General features: G+C 68.1%; 12 protein-coding genes. 4 read left to right on the top strand and 8 right to left on the bottom strand.

The window, feature by feature from the left end:
• Window positions 1–316: 316 nt before the first annotated feature.
• The 6 genes from VGE03_RS01590 to VGE03_RS01565 all read right to left on the bottom strand — a co-directional run bounded on the left by VGE03_RS01590 (window position 317) and on the right by VGE03_RS01565 (window position 10,075).
• Window positions 317–1,633 carry an amidohydrolase gene (locus VGE03_RS01590; RefSeq protein WP_331044718.1) on the bottom strand — a complete coding sequence of 439 codons (1,317 nt, stop codon included), beginning with the start codon at window positions 1,631–1,633 and terminating at the stop codon, window positions 317–319.
• 70 nt (window positions 1,634–1,703) lie between these two features.
• Window positions 1,704–1,991: a DUF1294 domain-containing protein gene (locus VGE03_RS01585; protein ID WP_331044717.1), complete on the bottom strand. Its 288-nt coding sequence runs from the start codon at window positions 1,989–1,991 to the stop codon at window positions 1,704–1,706.
• 7 nt (window positions 1,992–1,998) lie between these two features.
• Window positions 1,999–5,298 carry a carbamoyl-phosphate synthase large subunit gene (gene carB / locus VGE03_RS01580; RefSeq protein ID WP_331044716.1) on the bottom strand — a complete coding sequence of 1,100 codons (3,300 nt, stop codon included), beginning with the start codon at window positions 5,296–5,298 and terminating at the stop codon, window positions 1,999–2,001.
• Between the two features lie 25 nt (window positions 5,299–5,323).
• Window positions 5,324–5,638 (bottom strand): hypothetical protein, encoded by a 315-nt coding sequence (locus VGE03_RS01575; protein ID WP_331044715.1) that lies wholly within the window; start codon window positions 5,636–5,638, stop codon window positions 5,324–5,326.
• A 180-nt stretch (window positions 5,639–5,818) separates the two neighbouring features.
• Entirely contained in the window at window positions 5,819–9,160 is a 3,342-nt protein-coding gene (locus tag VGE03_RS01570) for a TonB-dependent receptor domain-containing protein (protein ID WP_331044714.1), read from the bottom strand.
• 207 nt (window positions 9,161–9,367) lie between these two features.
• Window positions 9,368–10,075 carry an HAD family hydrolase gene (locus tag VGE03_RS01565; protein WP_331044713.1) on the bottom strand — a complete coding sequence of 236 codons (708 nt, stop codon included), beginning with the start codon at window positions 10,073–10,075 and terminating at the stop codon, window positions 9,368–9,370.
• 160 nt (window positions 10,076–10,235) lie between these two features.
• Here VGE03_RS01565 and VGE03_RS01560 point away from each other — a divergent pair, with 160 nt between their 5' ends.
• Genes VGE03_RS01560 through carA form a run of 3 tightly spaced genes read left to right on the top strand, consistent with a single transcriptional unit; the run spans window position 10,236 to window position 13,702 of the window.
• On the top strand, window positions 10,236–11,105 hold the full coding sequence (locus VGE03_RS01560) for a hypothetical protein (RefSeq protein ID WP_331044712.1): 870 nt from the start codon (window positions 10,236–10,238) through the stop codon (window positions 11,103–11,105).
• Between the two features lie 55 nt (window positions 11,106–11,160).
• Window positions 11,161–12,498 carry an amino acid permease gene (locus VGE03_RS01555; RefSeq protein WP_331044711.1) on the top strand — a complete coding sequence of 446 codons (1,338 nt, stop codon included), beginning with the start codon at window positions 11,161–11,163 and terminating at the stop codon, window positions 12,496–12,498.
• A gap of 46 nt (window positions 12,499–12,544) precedes the next feature.
• Window positions 12,545–13,702, top strand: a complete 1,158-nt coding sequence (carA, locus tag VGE03_RS01550; RefSeq protein ID WP_331044710.1) for a glutamine-hydrolyzing carbamoyl-phosphate synthase small subunit — start codon at window positions 12,545–12,547, stop codon at window positions 13,700–13,702.
• 47 nt (window positions 13,703–13,749) lie between these two features.
• Here the strand turns inward: carA and VGE03_RS01545 are convergent, their stop codons facing one another.
• Both VGE03_RS01545 and VGE03_RS01540 read right to left on the bottom strand, forming a co-directional pair.
• Window positions 13,750–14,583 (bottom strand): SIMPL domain-containing protein, encoded by an 834-nt coding sequence (locus VGE03_RS01545; RefSeq protein ID WP_331044709.1) that lies wholly within the window; start codon window positions 14,581–14,583, stop codon window positions 13,750–13,752.
• Between the two features lie 97 nt (window positions 14,584–14,680).
• A complete protein-coding gene (locus VGE03_RS01540; RefSeq protein ID WP_331044708.1) occupies window positions 14,681–14,947 on the bottom strand; it encodes a hypothetical protein in 267 nt (88 codons plus the stop codon).
• Window positions 14,948–15,164: 217 nt separating this feature from the next.
• On the opposite strand from VGE03_RS01540, the gene dnaG reads away from it, so the two are divergent.
• Window positions 15,165–16,390: DNA primase (gene dnaG / locus VGE03_RS01535; RefSeq protein ID WP_331044707.1), on the top strand; the 1,226-nt coding region annotated here is incomplete at its 3' end.

Here is a 16,390-nt window from a genome sequence, read left to right as displayed (position 1 = left end):
AATGAACGGGGATACGCCCATGCCGAGTACGGGCGCGGCCGCCCCGGCGCGGGCGAAGGAAGACGTGGAATCCAGCCACGGCGGGTACACAGCCGCGACTGGAGCGCCTTTTTCACTACCTGCAGATGTATTGGCGGCCAGCGCCGCTGTACAGGATGCAAGAACGAGCATCCCGACGGCGAGCGGCCTGAGTATCGAGCCGAACCGCACTGACAACGCCTTTAACCACATTGGAATTGTGGTGTTGCGCCCGGCCAGCCTAACGGACGGTTAAGCTACGTATTACTGACTATTCGACGGGATCGAGCGTCAGTCTTCAGTCGTTGCGTGGCATGAGAGCTTCGGCTGACGCAACGGAAGCTTCCACGCCAGTAATCACCGCCGGGCGCGGCGTGATGCGGAACAGGGGCGAATGGTGCCCCGGCGCATCGGCCACCTCGGCGGCGGGCGTGCCGCCGACGCTGAAGTAGACGCCCTTCACCCCGCTCTCCGGCGTGACGAAATAGGCGAAGTCTTCGGCGCCCATGCCGGTGCGGGGTTCGTCGATCAGCACCCCCTCGCCGAGCCCTGCGGCGACGGCGGTCCGGACGCGGGCGGCGGTGGCGGCGTCGTTGATGGTGGCGGGCGTCGTCTCGGTGGTCGAGCGGGTGACGACGGGCAGGCGATCCTCGGGCACGCCCAGCGCCAGGGCGGTGTTGCGGGCGATCCGGTCGATGCCGTCCAGCAGTTGCGCGCGCACCTCGGGGCTGTCGGCGCGAACGGTCAGCTGCAGCTCGGCGTGGTCGGAGATGATGTTGTGCTTGATGCCGCCGTGGAAGCTGCCGACGGTCACGACCGCGCCTTCCAGCGGGTTGGTCTCGCGGCTGCGCAGGGACTGGAGCGAGACCACGATCTGCGAGGCGACATAGATCGGATCGACGCCCATGTGCGGATAGGCCCCGTGCGTGCCGACGCCGCGCACGGTGATGTCCACGCTGTCCGAACTGGACGAGGTGACGGCCAGCGGCACGTCCACCCGGCCGGTCGGCATGTCGGCGGCGACGTGGAAGGCGATGGCGTAGTCCGGCTTGGGGAAGCGGGTGTACAGGCCGTCGTTGACCATGGCCCGGGCGCCGAAGATGCGCTCCTCGGCCGGCTGGGCGATCAGGACGAGGGTGCCGGACCAGCGGTCGCGGCGGGCCATCATCTGCCTCGCGGTGCCGACCAGGGCGGTGATGTGCACATCGTGGCCGCAGGCGTGCATGACCGGCTTCTCGGTCCCGTCGGCATCGACCTGGCGGGCGGTGGAGGCGTTGGGCAGGCCCGACTGTTCCTGCAGGGGCAGGCCGTCCATGTCGGCGCGGATCATGACGGTGGGCCCGTCGCCGTTGCGCAGCACCGCGACCACCCCGGTCCCGCCGACGCCCTCGGTAACCTCATAGCCCAGGGCCCGCAGCTCGCTCGCCATGCGGGCGGCGGTCTGCGTCTCCATGCCGGAAAGCTCGGGATTGCGATGGAAATGATCGAACAGGGCGCCGAGGTTGGCGTCATAGTCGGCCTCGACCGCCGCGCGCAGGGCGGTGTCCTGGGCGAAGGCGGGCGCCGCCGCCAGCGTCAACGCGGCCATCGCCGCCGTCAGCATCAACCGTTTCATCATCTGCTCCCCCTTGTCCGATGACGAGCTTGGACCGGACGGGGAGGGCGGGCAAGCCGGGGCGGGAGCGCTATCGCAGAAGCCACCACAACATCGTCACCACCCCGATCAGGTGCAGGATGATCGCCCCGCCCAGAAGCGACCGGAACGGCTCCTTGCGGGTCTTGTGGCGCAGCAGGTGCTGGGCGAGCCAGGCGCCCGGACCGCCGAACAGGGCGCCGAGCAGCAGGGTGCGTTCCCGCACCCGCCAGTCGCCGTTGCGGGCCTGAACCTTGTCGAACCAGAACAGGCAGAACACCGCCGCCTGCAGGACGGCCAGCACGATCAGCGCCTGATCGACGCGCGTGAGGCCGTCCATCGCCGGGTCAGGCGTAGTTCTGGATCGGACGAACGTCGAGTTCGCCCGCCTTGATCGCCCCGATCGCCTGGGCGGCGGCCAGGGCCCCCGCGGCGGTGGTGTAGTAGGGGATCTTCATCATCAGGGCGGTGCGGCGCAGGCTGAAGCTGTCCTGCAGCGACTGCTTGCCCGAGGTGGTGTTGAAGACCAGCTGGACCTCGCCGTTCTTCATCGCGTCGACGATGTGCGGACGGCCTTCCAGCACCTTCTTCACATGCCCGACCTCAAGGCCTTCGCCCACGAGGTAGGAGTGGGTGCCCTCGGTGGCGATCAGGGTGAAGCCTTCGGCCAGCAGGGTCTTCGCGGCGTCGAGGATGAAGGGCTTGTCCTCATCCTTCACCGAAATGAAGGCGCAGCCCGAGGTCGGCAGGGTGGTGCCGCCGCCCAGTTGCGACTTGGCGAAGGCGCGGGCGAAGGCGGGGGCCATGTCGGCCTCGCCGTCGCGCTTCCAGTCCAGACCCATGACCTCGCCGGTCGAGCGCATTTCCGGCCCCAGGATGATGTCGACCCCGGCGAAGCGGGCAAACGGGAAGACCGCCTCCTTCACCGCGATGTGGTCATAGGGCTTGTCGGTCAGGCCGAAGGACTTCAGCGGCACGCCGGCCATCACCTTGGCGGCGATGGCGGCGATCGGCTGGCCGATGGTCTTGGCGACGAAGGGGGCGGTGCGCGAGGCGCGCGGATTCACTTCCAGCACGAAGATGCGCGGGTTTTCGCTGTGCGGCTCCTCGATGGCGAACTGGACGTTCATCAGGCCGCGCACCTTCAGCGCCCGGGCCATGGCCTCGGTCTGGCGCTTCAGCTCGGCGACGGTCTCGGGACGCAGCGACCACGGCGGCATCGAACAGGCGCTGTCGCCCGAGTGGACGCCGGCTTCCTCGATATGCTCCAGCACGCCGGCCACGAAGACGGTCTCGTCATCGCACAGGGCATCGACATCCACCTCGGTGGCGCGGTTCAGATAGTGGTCGATCAGGACGGGATCGTCGCCCGAGACCTGCATGGCCTCGTGGACGTAGCGGTCCAGCTGCTCGCGGTCGTGGACGATCTGCATGCCGCGGCCGCCCAGCACATAGGACGGACGCAGGACGACCGGATAACCGACCTCTTCCGCCTTCTGCGCGGCTTCCTCGGCGCTGCGGGCCAGGCCGTTCGGCGGCTGGGTCAGGCCGATCTCGTGCAGCATCTGCTGGAAGCGCTCGCGGTCCTCGGCCAGGTCGATCGAGTCGACCGTGGTGCCCAGGATCGGCACGCCGTCTTCCTGCAGCGCATGGGCCAGCTTCAGCGGCGTCTGGCCGCCGAACTGGACGACCACGCCGACCAGTTCGCCCTTCGAGCGCTCGACGTCGATCAGCTCCAGCACGTCCTCGGCCGTCAGCGGCTCGAAATACAGGCGGTCGGAGGTGTCGTAGTCGGTCGAAACCGTCTCGGGGTTGCAGTTGACCATGATCGACTCGACGCCGATGTCGTCGAAGGCGAAGGCCGCGTGGCAGCAGCAGTAGTCGAACTCGATGCCTTGGCCGATCCGGTTGGGCCCTCCGCCGAGGATGATCGCCTTCTTGCGGTCCGAGGGATCGGCCTCGTTCTGCGGGACCTGGCCCAGGGCACCGGTCTCATAGGTCGAGTACATGTAGGCGGTGGCCGACGCGAACTCGGCGGCGCAGGTGTCAATGCGCTTGAAGACCGGGCGGACCTCCAGCGCGCGACGCGCCTTGCGGACATCGGCTTCGGTCTTGCCGGTCAGCTGGCCCAGACGGGCGTCCGAGAAGCCCTTGGCCTTCAGTTTGCGGAAATCGGTGGCGGTCGTCGGCAGGCCCTGCACGACGACATGACCCTCCGTGCGGACGATGTCGGCGATCTGGCGCAGGAACCACGGCTCGTAAGAGCAGGCGGCGTGGACTTCCTCGACGGTCAGGCCGTGGCGGAAGGCCTGGGCGATGACGCGGATGCGGTCCGGGGTCGGCACGCCCAGGGCGCGGATCACCGCCGCGCGGGCCGAGGCGTCGTCCTCGGCGCCGGAGACGCCGTCGATCTCGACCTCGTTGAAGCCGTTCAGGCCGGTTTCGAGGCCGCGCAGGGCCTTCTGCATCGATTCCTGGAAGGTCCGGCCGATGGCCATGACCTCACCCACCGACTTCATCGAGGTGCCCAGCAGGGGCTCGGAGCCCGGGTATTTCTCGAAGGCGAAGCGCGGAATCTTGGTGACGACGTAGTCGATGCTCGGCTCGAACGAGGCGGGCGTGACCTGGGTGATGTCGTTCTGCAGTTCGTCCAGGGTGTAGCCGACGGCCAGACGGGCGGCGACCTTGGCGATCGGGAAGCCGGTGGCCTTGGACGCCAGCGCCGACGAGCGCGACACGCGCGGGTTCATCTCGATGACGACCATGCGGCCGTCGGCCGGGTTGATCGCCCACTGGACGTTCGAGCCGCCGGTCTCGACGCCGATCTCGCGCAGGACGTTGATCGAGCCCGTGCGCATGCGCTGGTACTCTTTGTCCGTCAGGGTCAGGGCCGGGGCGACGGTGATCGAGTCGCCGGTGTGGACACCCATCGGGTCCACGTTCTCGATCGAGCAGATGATGATGCAGTTGTCCGCCGTGTCGCGGACGACCTCCATCTCGTACTCCTTCCAGCCCAGCACCGACTCCTCGATCAACACTTCGGTGGTCGGCGACAGGTCGAGGCCGCGCAGGACGATCTCCTCGAACTCCTCGCGGTTATAGGCAATGCCGCCGCCGGTGCCGGCGAGGGTGAAGGACGGACGGATCACGGCGGGCAGGCCGACGAACTCCAGACCCTCCAGCGCCTCTTCCATCGAGTGGGCGGCCTTGGAGCGGGGGCTTTCCAGACCCAGCTTGTCCATGGCGTCGCGGAATTTCTGACGGTCCTCGGCCTTGTCGATGACCTCGGCCTTGGCGCCGATCATCTCGACGCCGTGGCGCTTCAGGGCGCCGGACTCTTCCAGCGCCAGCGCCGTGTTCAGCGCCGTCTGGCCGCCCATGGTCGGCAGCAGGGCGTCCGGCTTCTCCTTGGCGATGATCTTCTCGACGATCTCGGGCGTGATCGGCTCGATGTAGGTGGCGTCGGCCACCTCCGGATCGGTCATGATCGTGGCCGGGTTCGAGTTCACCAGAATGACCCGGTAGCCCTCGGCCTTCAGCGCCTTGCACGCCTGCACGCCGGAATAGTCGAACTCACACGCTTGCCCGATGACGATGGGACCGGCGCCGATGATGAGGATCGACTTGATGTCTGTGCGCTTGGGCATGGCCTGAGGCTCTTCTTCTTGATCGTCAGTTCGTCACGACCGCGCACTCCCAGCCGTCGTAGTCGAGCTGGAAGGCCGCGGCCCAGGATTGCATCATGGCGGAAACGGGCGCGAACGAGGCTTCGTCCACGGGAATCGTCGTTTCCAGAACGGTCATGTCCCCCTGGCCGCGGGTCACGAAACCGGCGCGCCGCGCGACCTCGTTCAGGTCGTCGTGGTCACCCTCGCCATAGAAGTAGAAGAGGGTGTGGCGCGGGGTGACGCCGTTGTCGCCCTGTTCCGCCAGGGCCGCGCGCACAGCGGCGTCGCGTTCTTCATGGCTGGCGTCGGAAGCGAACACGGGCGGGGGAGGCTCCTTGCGCGCGCGAACCCGCAACGGCGAGCGCCGCGCGGTCCGGTCGGGTTGTCGGTTAAGCGGCCCGTCTAAAGACGCAGACCCCCGGGGGCAAGCGGGATTCCGCCCTTTAACGACAAAGGGCGGCCCTTGCGGGCCGCCCTCCATTCTCGTTGCGTCGTTCGATCAGAACGGACGGTAGTTCAGGCCGATGAAGAAGCGACGGCCGTAGGGGTCGAAGTTCGAGTAGAGCGTCGTCCCCAGGTAGGTCGCCTGCTCGGCGTCGAAGGCGTTCACGACACCGGCGCGCAGCGACAGATCGTTGCGGACGTTCCAGCGGACGGTGAAGTCGTGCCGGGTGAAGTCGCCGGTGGTGAACTCGTCATACTCACGCTGGTCGGCGTTCGAGACGGCGTCGCGGATCTGGATGATGTCCTGGCTGGCTTGCCAGTCAGCGGTCCAGTTGACGCTCCAGACGTCGTTCGGCGTCCAGGTCAGCGACGAGCTCAGGCGGACCTTCGGATAGTAGAGGGTCCCGGCCAGCGAGGTCTGGTCCGACGGATCGTCGGCGTTCAGGTACTCGTTCTGGTCGATCAGCCACGAACCGGCCAGGGCGTAGTCCAGCGTGCCCCAGGCCTTGCCGGTCACGGCCTCGAGGTCGAGGCTGTAGCGACCGGTGAAGTCCAGACCGCGGGTCTCCAGCTTGGCGTAGTTGACCGAGCCTTCGATGAAGCCGCCGATCGGGTCACCCACCGGGGCGCCGATGCCGAAGTCGATGTCCGGGTTGTTCCGGAAGATCGTGGCGCAGGCCGCGGTGTTCAGGGTCGCGCCGCTGACGCAGTTGTTGGCGACGGTCTGGGCCGACACCGACGAGATCACGTTGTCGATCTGGATTTCATAGTAGTCCAGAACCAGCGAGAAGCCCGGGAAGAAGCGGGGCTGCAGCACCGTCGAGAAGGTGAAGCTGTCCGACTCTTCCGGCTCCAGGAACGGGTTGCCGCCGCTGACGCCGGCGATGCCCGAGGTGTAGACCGGGTTGAAGTCGTCCGCGTTGGTGGCCGTCGCGCCGGCGAAGTCGAAGGTGTAACCCGCCGCCGTCGCCAGAGCCGTACAGTTGTTGATGCGGTTCTCACGCGTTTCGGCGTCCTGGGCCGCGATCACCAGGGTGGCGCAGGGGTCGACGACGCCGTTCAGGAACGTCTGGCTGTACGGCGAGAAGTTTTCGGCCAGATCCGGCACCCGGACCGAGCTGTTGAAGCTGGTCTTGAAGGCGATGTCGCGGATCGGGCGGTAGACCAGGTTCACGCCGTAGACGTCGACGTTGCCGACGGTCGAGTAGTCGGCATAGCGGTACGAACCGCTGATCTCGGCGTACTCGCCCAGCCAGGTGTCGCGGAACAGCGGCACGGACAGTTCGGCGAACACTTCCTCGCTCTCGTACTCGACGAAGTCGAAGTCCGGACCCGAGTTCAGGAAGAGGAACTGACGACCGGCGGTGTCGCGGTCGCGACCCGTGGCCTCGGTGCCTTCACGACGGTATTCGGCGCCCAGGGCGACGCCGATCGGGCCGGCGCCCCAGAAGTCCCACAGCTCGCCCGAGACCGAAGCGATGGCCTGCTCCTGCTCGTTCCGCTCGGTGACGCCGATGACGGCGTCGATGTAGGCCAGGGCCTCGGCCGACTGGTTGCCCTTGCCGAAGACGTTCAGCGGGGTGCACTCGGCGATCGAACGACGGCCGTACTCGCTGTCGCGCAGGTCCTCGCCCGTGCCCATGTCGAGGGCGCCGGCGGGGGCGTTCTGGGCGTTCAGCAGCTGGGCGCGGCAGACGATCTGGCCCGGCGCGCCGTTGACGACGCCGGCGACGTCCACGACCGCGTCGGCGGCCAGGGCCACGCGCTGCGAGTCGGTGCCGCGTTCGCGGTTCTCAACCTCGACCTGGCCGTAGGTGTAGCCGATGTCCCAGCTGATGTTGCGGACGAAGCCGATGCCGTCCGAGTCGCCGCGCAGGCCGACCACGTAGCGCTGCAGTTCGCGGCTGTTGTCCTGGGTGCGGTCCGGGCCGAACATGCTGTGACGCGCGTTCTGCAGCAGGATCGGGGCCAGGGCCGCGCCCGCCGTGGTGCTGGTCGGCTGGGCGTACGGGGTCACCATGTTGCTGGCGATCGCGTCCTTGACGTTCTGCGGCAGGAACGCGTTGTCGCTCCAGCGCAGGTCGAAGTTGGCGACGTTGTAGATCGGGTTGACCGAGCCGGCGCTGTACGAGTTGACCAGATCGATGTCGTAGAAGGTCGGCTGCGACAGGTCGAAGGTGTCTTCGGTGACGTACTTGGCCTCACCGTACAGCTCGATGCTGTCGGTCAGGGCGAAGGTGGCGCCGGCCTGGAAGCGGGCCGATTCCGAACGCGGAACGCGCGAGCCGGTGCTGAATTCCGCCGGGTTCTCACCGTCGCCGCCGATGTTGTACGGGCGGTTGATGCCGGTCTCGCCGACGCGCTCGCCGAAGTTGGCCAGACGGGCGGTCGTGCCGTCGTACCAGTAGGTCTTGCCCGGCTGCACGCCGAAGCAGTTGGCGCTGTACGAGAAGCCCGCGGCCGAACCGGTGCCCGAGAAGCAGTCCACGTACGGGACGTTCGGGTTGTTCAGGGCGCTCGGCTGCGAGACGTTGGCCAGGGTGGTCTGGCCCCAGCGCGGCAGGTCGATGCGGCGCACGCCGGTGTAGACGCGGGTGTCCAGGATGCCGTCGTTGCGGGCGGTGGTCGGGTCGGCGTCGACGCCGATGCGGACCGGGGCGTCACGCAGCCAGTCGATGTCCAGCGAGGTGACTTCGTCGACCTGCTCGTACTCGCCGTGCAGATAGACGTTCAGGCGGCCGTCCAGCAGGTTGGTCCCGGCCAGGGCCGAGATGCGGGTGTTGGCTTCGCCGTTCTGGTTGATCATGCCGTAGTTGGCGTCGATCTCCAGACCTTCGAAATTCTTGCGCAGGACGAAGTTCAGCACGCCCGAGACGGCGTCGGCGCCGTAGACCGACGAGGCGCCGCCGGTGACGATCTCGATGTTCTCGATCAGCAGGCGCGGAATGGTGTCGACGTCGACCGACAGCTGACCGCCGCTCGAACCCACGTGACGACGACCGTCGACCAGGGTCAGGGTGCGGTTGGCGCCGAGCGAGCGCAGGTTCGGCAGCGACAGGCCGCCGTCGCCCAGGCCCGAGCCCGTGGTGTCGGACGGAACGACCGAGTTCGACAGGGCCGGGATGGTGGCCAGGTAGTCGATGACCGTGGTCTGGCCGGTCGACAGCAGGTCTTCACGCTGGACCTGGATCAGCGGCGTCGGCGAGTTCTCGGCGCTGCGGCGGATACGCGAGCCGGTGACGACGACTTCGCCCAGTTCAGTGGTGTCTTCCTGCAGGTCCGCGCCCGGCGCGGTGGCCAGCGACTGATCTTGGGGGGCGGGGGTCTGCGCCCACGCCGGAGCGGCGACGACGATTACACCGGCCAGCACGGTGCTGGCCAGCAAGTGGCTACGCATAACAGTCATTCGTGAGTTTCTCGATCCAGTGAGGGGTACCTGCGTCTGCCTCCCCCAAGCCAGAGCGACGCCACAAACTCACCTCAGATGTGTCTGGTCAAGCTGTTTTCTGACATTATCGAAACATTTCGCCGTTATTTATGACGACTATGCGGCGTGTCAGCATCACCTCAAGAAAACTGTGCTCTTTCTCGGAACAAACCGTCGTTATCTGTTCCGCGTCGCGTGATCCGCGATCCAGACGGGCAGATCGTCGATCCGGTCGAGCGCGCCGTAGCGGGGATGACCCTCTGGCGGGTCGGCCAGTTCATGAGCCCAGGTGATGACGTAGGGGATGTGGACGGCGAAGGCGCCGGCCTGCAGCGCGGGCAGGACATCCGACTTCATCGAATTGCCGACCATCACCGCCTCTTCGGCGCCGGTGCCGTGACGGGCGAAGATGTGGGTGTAGGTGTCGACGGTCTTTTCCGAGACGATCTCGACCGCCGCGAAGAGTTCGCCGAGACCTGAGGCCGCCACCTTGCGCTCCTGATCCATCAGGTCGCCCTTGGTGATCAGTACAAGCCTGTATTTCTCGGAAAGGGCCGCGAGGGCTTCATCGACGCCGGGCAGGGTCTCCACCGGATGGGCCAGCATCTCGCGTCCGGCGGCGAGGATCTCGCGGATCACGGACGGGGGCGCATTGCCGTCGGTCAGTTCCATGGCCGTTTCGATCATGGACAGGGTAAACCCCTTAACCCCGTATCCGTAGAGGCGGAGGTTGCGTTTCTCGACCTCGGCCAGACGGGTCTCGACCGTCTCGCGATCGCCGTGCGGCGACAGCAGGTCGGCGAACCGGTCGTGGGTGAGCCGGAAGATGGTCTCGTTGTGCCAGAGGGTGTCGTCGGCATCGAGGCCGACCGTGGTGATGCTCATGGGCCGTTCCCTGAACCCGATTCGCCCCGACGTCGAGCGCCGCCCGGACGGGCGTTAATGATCAATTCGAAACTGACCATGTTTGTCAGCGATATCTTCGCGAAGGCGGCGGAGGCTGATCGTTCAGGCAGATCCCGGGGGGCTTCGCAAGGAGCCGGTTATGGTAGGGATTCCGACGGGACGGATCGGTCCGCCCGAGGAGGCGTCGGCGGGTGATGAGGACCCGCCTTCGCGAGTATCGGTGGAGCGTCGCGCATACGCGCCGCCGGATGAACAGGAGCCGCCGGAGGCCGTCCTGCCGCTCGAGCGCCGCGCCTATGCAACGCCTTACGAGAGCCTGACCTTCACCATGGTGACCCGGGCGCGGCGGGAGCTGACGGTGACGCTGGCGGCGCAGCCCGTGTTTGATCTGGCGCGCTCGACGCCCGTCAGCCGCCGCATCCGGCGAACGGTCCGGCATCAGGGCGGGGAACGGGCGCTGACCGGGCTGGGGCGCCGGACGCTGGAGCAGGTCGACCTGCAGAGGATCGACCTTCAGACCCTGCATCAGGGGCTCGACATGCTGAAGCTGGGCGTGAACGAAAGCGGCGTCCTGCCCGCCTTCTGGCGCACCGTAGCGACCAGCCGGGGACGGTTCTCGCTGTTGTGCACCGAGCTGCAGCACGACAGGCCCGGCACCCTGCTGGTCGAGGTGATGGGCGGGCTGGAGCAGGCGCCGCCCGAAGCCGTGCAGTCGGCGATCAGCCACTTCGAGACGACCTCTCAGGGGGCGATCCTGCATGTGGCGCCGGACACCGGCGCGGTGCGGCGGCTGGCGGGGGTGACGGCGCGCTGTCTGTCGATCGATTTCGCGGGGGTCAGCCACGAGCATCCGAAGGACTGGGCCCCTGCGGCCCAGCTGATCGCCGTCGCCCGACAGGTCTGCGGGCAGGTGATGCTGCTGAACCTGCGGCCCGACCGGGGGCTGGCGGCGCATGAGGCCGGGGCGACCCATGCGGTCTTCGCCGGCATGGAGACGGTCTCGATCTGAGGCCGTCGGCCCGGCGGCGGTTGACGCAGGGCCTCGCAGGGGGGCACCTGCGCGCATGAGCCACGTCGAACATCCCGTCCCCCTGCCCGAAGACCCGCTCTCGGACCGGCACAAGCTGGGATGGGGGCTGGCCGCGCTGGTCGTGGCCGGGAACATGATCGGCTCGGGCCTCTACATGCTGCCCGTCAGCCTTGCGGCGACCGGCAGCTCCAGCCTGATCGGCTGGCTGGTGGCGGCGGTCGGGGCCTGCACCCTGGCGCTGGTCTTCGGCGCCCTCGGACGCGTGGCGCCCAGGGCGGACGGCCTGTCGGGCTTCGCCGAGAAGGGGCTGGGCCGGTTCGCGGGCTTCCAGGTCTCGCTGGCCTTCTGGATGGCCTGTCTGGTCGGTAACGTCGCCGTGGCGGTCGCGGCGACCGGCTATCTGGGCTTCTTCTGGCCGATCCTGAAGAATCCGGTGGCGGCGACCCTGTGCAACCTTGCCCTGATCTGGATCGCCACCATCGCCTACATCATCGGCGCCCGCACGGCCTCGTGGCTGGCGGCGGCGGCCCTGGTCATCGGCCTGATCCCCATCGTCATCGCGGTCGCCGCGGGCGCGACCGCCTTTGATCCGGAGGTCTTCGCCGCCTCGTGGAGCCCGTCGGGCGAACCGCTGCTCAAGTCCGTTCCGGCCTCGCTGGCCATCATCTTCTGGGCCTATCTGGGCGTCGAGAGCGCCGCGGCCCTGTCGCACCGGGTGCGCCATCCGGCGGTGGACGTGCGCCGGGCGTCGGTCGCGGGCGCCCTGCTGGCCACCGTGGTCTATGTCGCGGCGACCGTAGCGGTGTTCGGGGTGATCCCGGTCAGCGCGCTGGCGCATTCGAACAGCCCCTACGCCGACCTCGCCGGCCGGGTCTTCGGCGCCTCGATCGCGGGCGTCGTCGCGGTCTGCGCCATCGCCAAGACCCTCGGCACCATCGGCGGCTGGACCATGATGGGCGGCGAGACCGCCCGCGCCGCCGCGCAGCAGGGCTATCTGCCGTCCGGTTTCGGATCGGCCACGAAGACCCCGGTGGTCACGCCCATGCTGGGCGCGGCCTTCATGAGCGTTATCGCCATCCTGTCGGGGCAGCCGACGCTGGGTGGGCAGTTCAGCATGCTGGTCGGCGTGACCTCGGTGCTGACGCTGAGCATCTATGCGGTCTGTTCGCTGGCGCTGTTCCGGCTGGCGAAGACGCCGGGCGCCCGGATCGTGGCGGTGCTGGGGCTGGTGTTCGCCGTCGCGGCGGTGGCCGCCGCGGCCCCGGGCTATATCCTGCCGACGGCCGGTTTCGTCGCCCTGATGACCCTCGCCTGGTTCGTATTCCTGAGAAAGTCAGGATCGCGCGTTGACCCTGAGGGTCAGGGGGCCTAACCACGCCGCCGTTTGTTCGCCGGATAACGGCTTTACGGAGCGCGCCATGACCCAGACCCTTCTTCCCGGCGTCACTGGCGTTCTGGCGCTGGCCGACGGCACCATCTTCCAGGGCGTCGGCTGCGGCGCGACCGGCACGGCGCTGGGCGAGGTGGTCTTCAACACCGCCATGACCGGCTATCAGGAAATCCTGACCGACCCGTCCTACATGAGCCAGATCCTGGCCTTCACCTTCCCGCACGTCGGCAACGTCGGCACGAACGTCGAGGATATCGAGCAGATCGGCGGCGGCTCGGACACCTCGGCCAAGGGCGCAATCTTCCGCGACGTGCCGACCGACCCGGCCAACTATCGCGCCGAAAGCGACTTCGACGGCTGGATGAAGCGTCGCGGCGTCGTGGGCCTGGCGGGAATCGACACCCGCGCCCTGACCGCCCGCATCCGCGACACCGGCGCGCCGCACGCGGTCATCGCCCACGATCCGGACGGCAATTTCGACCTCGACGCCCTCGTCGCCGAGGCCAAGGCCTGGACCGGCCTGGTCGGCCTCGACCTGGCCAAGCCCGCCTCGACCCTGCAGGCGTTCGAGTGGGATGAAGGTCTGTGGGAATGGCCGGAAGGCCACCCGCGCGTCGACGCCGCCGACAAGAGCGTGGTGGTCATCGATTACGGCGTAAAGCGCAACATCCTGCGCGCCCTGGCCTCGACCGGCGCCAAGATCACCGTGGTGCCCGCCACCACCACCGCTGAAGAGGTTCTGGCCCGCAACCCGGACGGCGTCGTCCTGTCGAACGGTCCGGGCGACCCCGCCGCGACCGGCGAGTACGCGGTGCCGGAGATCAAAAAGCTGGTCGAGAGCGGCAAGCCGGTCTTCGGCATCTGCCTGGGCCACCAGATGCTTGCGCTGGCGCTGGGCGCGAAGACCGTGAAGATGGATCAGGGCCACCACGGCGCGAACCATCCGGTGAAAGACCTCACGACCGGCAAGGTCGAGATCGTGTCGATGAACCACGGCTTCACCGTTGATCGCGACAGCCTGCCGGAGGCGGTGGAGGAAACCCACGTCAGCCTGTTCGACGGCACCAACTGCGGCATCGCCCTGAAGGGCAAGCCGGTGTTCAGCGTCCAGCATCACCCGGAAGCCTCGCCGGGGCCGACGGACAGTCTGTACCTGTTCCAGCGTTTCGCGGACTCGATGAAGTAGTCCGAAGGTCGCCCTCCCCGTCGCGGGGAGGGCGATTTCGTTTCAGGTCACTCCAGCCCGAACCGCACGGCGACGCTGACCAGGGCGTTCTCGCCGTCGTGCGAGCGCATCAGCACCGAGACGTAGCGGACCTGCCCCAGGGGGCGGCCCGAGGCAGCGGCGATGGCCTCGGCCTGCGCGCGGGCGCGGATGACGGCGTCGGCGGTGGCGGCGTTCCAGATCTCCTCGCCCGGATCGCGTGCGGTATCCAGACCCAGCAGGGACAGGAAGGGCTGCATCGCGCCCAGGTTCACGCCGTTCAGACTGTCGTCCAGATCGGTGACGCCGGCGTCGACAAGGGCGTCGATGAAGGCCGGCATACGGGTTTCGTTCGGGCGGTCGATCTTGACCTGAACTGAGGCGGTGATGGTCCGAGCGGCGGCAGGAGCCTCCTCTCCCGCGGCCGCGGCTGCCGCATCGACGGCTGCAGCCGCGGCGTCGGCGGCGGCCGCGGCGGTGATCGCGTCCTCATCGTCCCAGTCGATCGACGCCCAGGCGTCCTCGCCGTCACCGATGCCCCAGGTGGTGGCCCCGACCTCGACGGCGGCGTCGAAATTGTTGGCCGCCGAACGGACGCGCTCGAGTTGGGCGTTCCGGTCGGCGACGGCTTCGGCGGCGGTCTTGCCCTCGCCCTTGATGGTCAGGGTCAGCGGCAGGCCGTTGCTGTGCGGCAGCGGCGCGCGGCCCTGGGCGGTGACGAAGACGCCCGGTCCGCCGGTCATGGACTCCGCGACGCCCTGACCGAACTGGTCGACGGCGGCGGCGACCGGGCCGGCGAAGTCCTGCGCGGCGGCGGGCGTGACGATCAGGACGGCGGCGACGGCCGCGATGACGGTCTTCATGGCTGGTTTCCCCCTCAGCTTCGGCCGGAGAGAACACCGACGCGCGCGCGGCGCCTAGCCCCGAAGTGAGGGACGGGGCGTCGCAGCCCGGTCACCGTCAGGGCAGGGGGGCGAAGCTGGCGTCTTCCCGCAGGGCGCAGGCCTTGCGCACGGCGACCGGGGCCGCGTGCAGCCAATAGTCGGCGTCTTCCGGCCGGTTTGCCCGCCGTCGCTCCAGTCCGCGCATCCGCCGCAGGGCGGCGTTCTCGAGCAGGCGCGCATGCAGGGCGCGGGGCGAGGCGAAGGGAATGGCGGGGGAACCGGGGACGGCGACGGCGTCGGGGCCTTTGGGCTCCACCGCCGGACGGGCGATGGCGATGAACATGAAGCGGCTTTCGATCCGGACGTCCCCCGCAGCGTCCGCTGCGAAACCGTCAGAGGCCGTCCTGTTTCTGGGACGGTTGCGTGGATAATCCACAAGGCCTGTGGATAGTTCCGTAAAATTGCGCTTTGAATCAGACGGTTAGAGCCGCTGTTTCGCCTTTTTGGTTAATGAAAGGTAAATCGCGTCCATTGGGCGAGTCCCGCGCTATAAGGCGACGGTGCGCTTTGACGATCGCTTCATCGAGGAACTGAAGGCCCGCCTTCGCCCGTCCGACATCATCGGACGGTCGGTGAAGCTCAAGCGTCAGGGACGGGAGTTCGTCGGCCTGTCGCCCTTCTCGAAGGAGAAGTCGCCGTCCTTCTTCGTCAATGATGACAAGGGCTTCTTCCACGACTTCAGCTCGGGCAAGCACGGCGACGTCATCAGTTTCCTGCAGGAGACCGAGCGGCTCAGTTTCGTCGAGGCGGTGCAGCGGCTGGCGGCGGAGGCGGGGATGCAGCTTCCCGCCGAGGACCCGCAGGCGCAGGAGCGGGAACAGAAGCGGCAGGGCCTGAACGACTGGATGGACCTGGCCCAGAAATGGTTCGCGGCCAATCTTCGCCGGTCGCCGGGCAAGGCGGCGCGCGAATATCTGGAGCGTCGCGGCCTTCCCGAGGATCAATGGGAACGGTTCGGCCTCGGCTACGCGCCCAATGATCGCGAGGGGCTGAAGCAGGCGCTGGTCCAGCGCGGCGCCCGGCCGGGCGATCTGGTCGAGGCGGGGCTGCTGATCTCTCCGGAAAGCGGCGGCCAGCCCTATGACCGGTTCCGCGACCGGCTGATGTTCCCGATCCTCGACGCTCGCGGACGGATCGTCAGCTTCGGCGGGCGCGCGATGAACCCGGACGACCGGGCCAAATATCTGAACGGTCCCGAAAGCCCGCTCTTCCACAAGGGCGCGACCTTGTACGGCCTGCCGGAAGCCCGTCGCATCCTCGGCGCAGCCTCGCGCGGCGAGCAGGGGATCGTCGTGGTCGAGGGCTATATGGACGTGATCGCCTGCCAGCGAGCGGGCATCCCGGCCGTCGCGCCGATGGGCACCGCCCTGACCGAGGAGCAGATGGAACGGCTGTGGCGGGTCTCGTCCGAGCCGGTGCTGTGTTTCGACGGCGACGCGGCCGGCCGGCGGGCGGCGTACCGGGCCATCGACCGGGCCCTGCCGCAGCTGAAGTCCGGCCGCTCGTTTCGCTTCGCCCTGCTGGAGGCGGGGCAGGACCCGGATGACATCCTGCGCGACAGGGGGGCGCCGGCCTTGCGTCAGGCGCTTGCCGCCACGCGAACCTTCGCCGAGGTGCTGTTCCAGAGGGAGGCCGAGGCCGAGCCGCTGGACACGCCGGAACGCCGGGCCGGGCTGAAGGGGCGGCTGCGCCAGGCGGCGTCGGCGGTGCAGGACAAGGATCTGGC

This window comes from Brevundimonas sp. (genome assembly GCF_036400995.1).
Lineage (GTDB): Bacteria > Pseudomonadota > Alphaproteobacteria > Caulobacterales > Caulobacteraceae > Brevundimonas.
The sequence above is the reverse complement of the archived record's forward strand: the minus strand, read 5'-3'. Positions and strand labels throughout refer to the sequence as shown.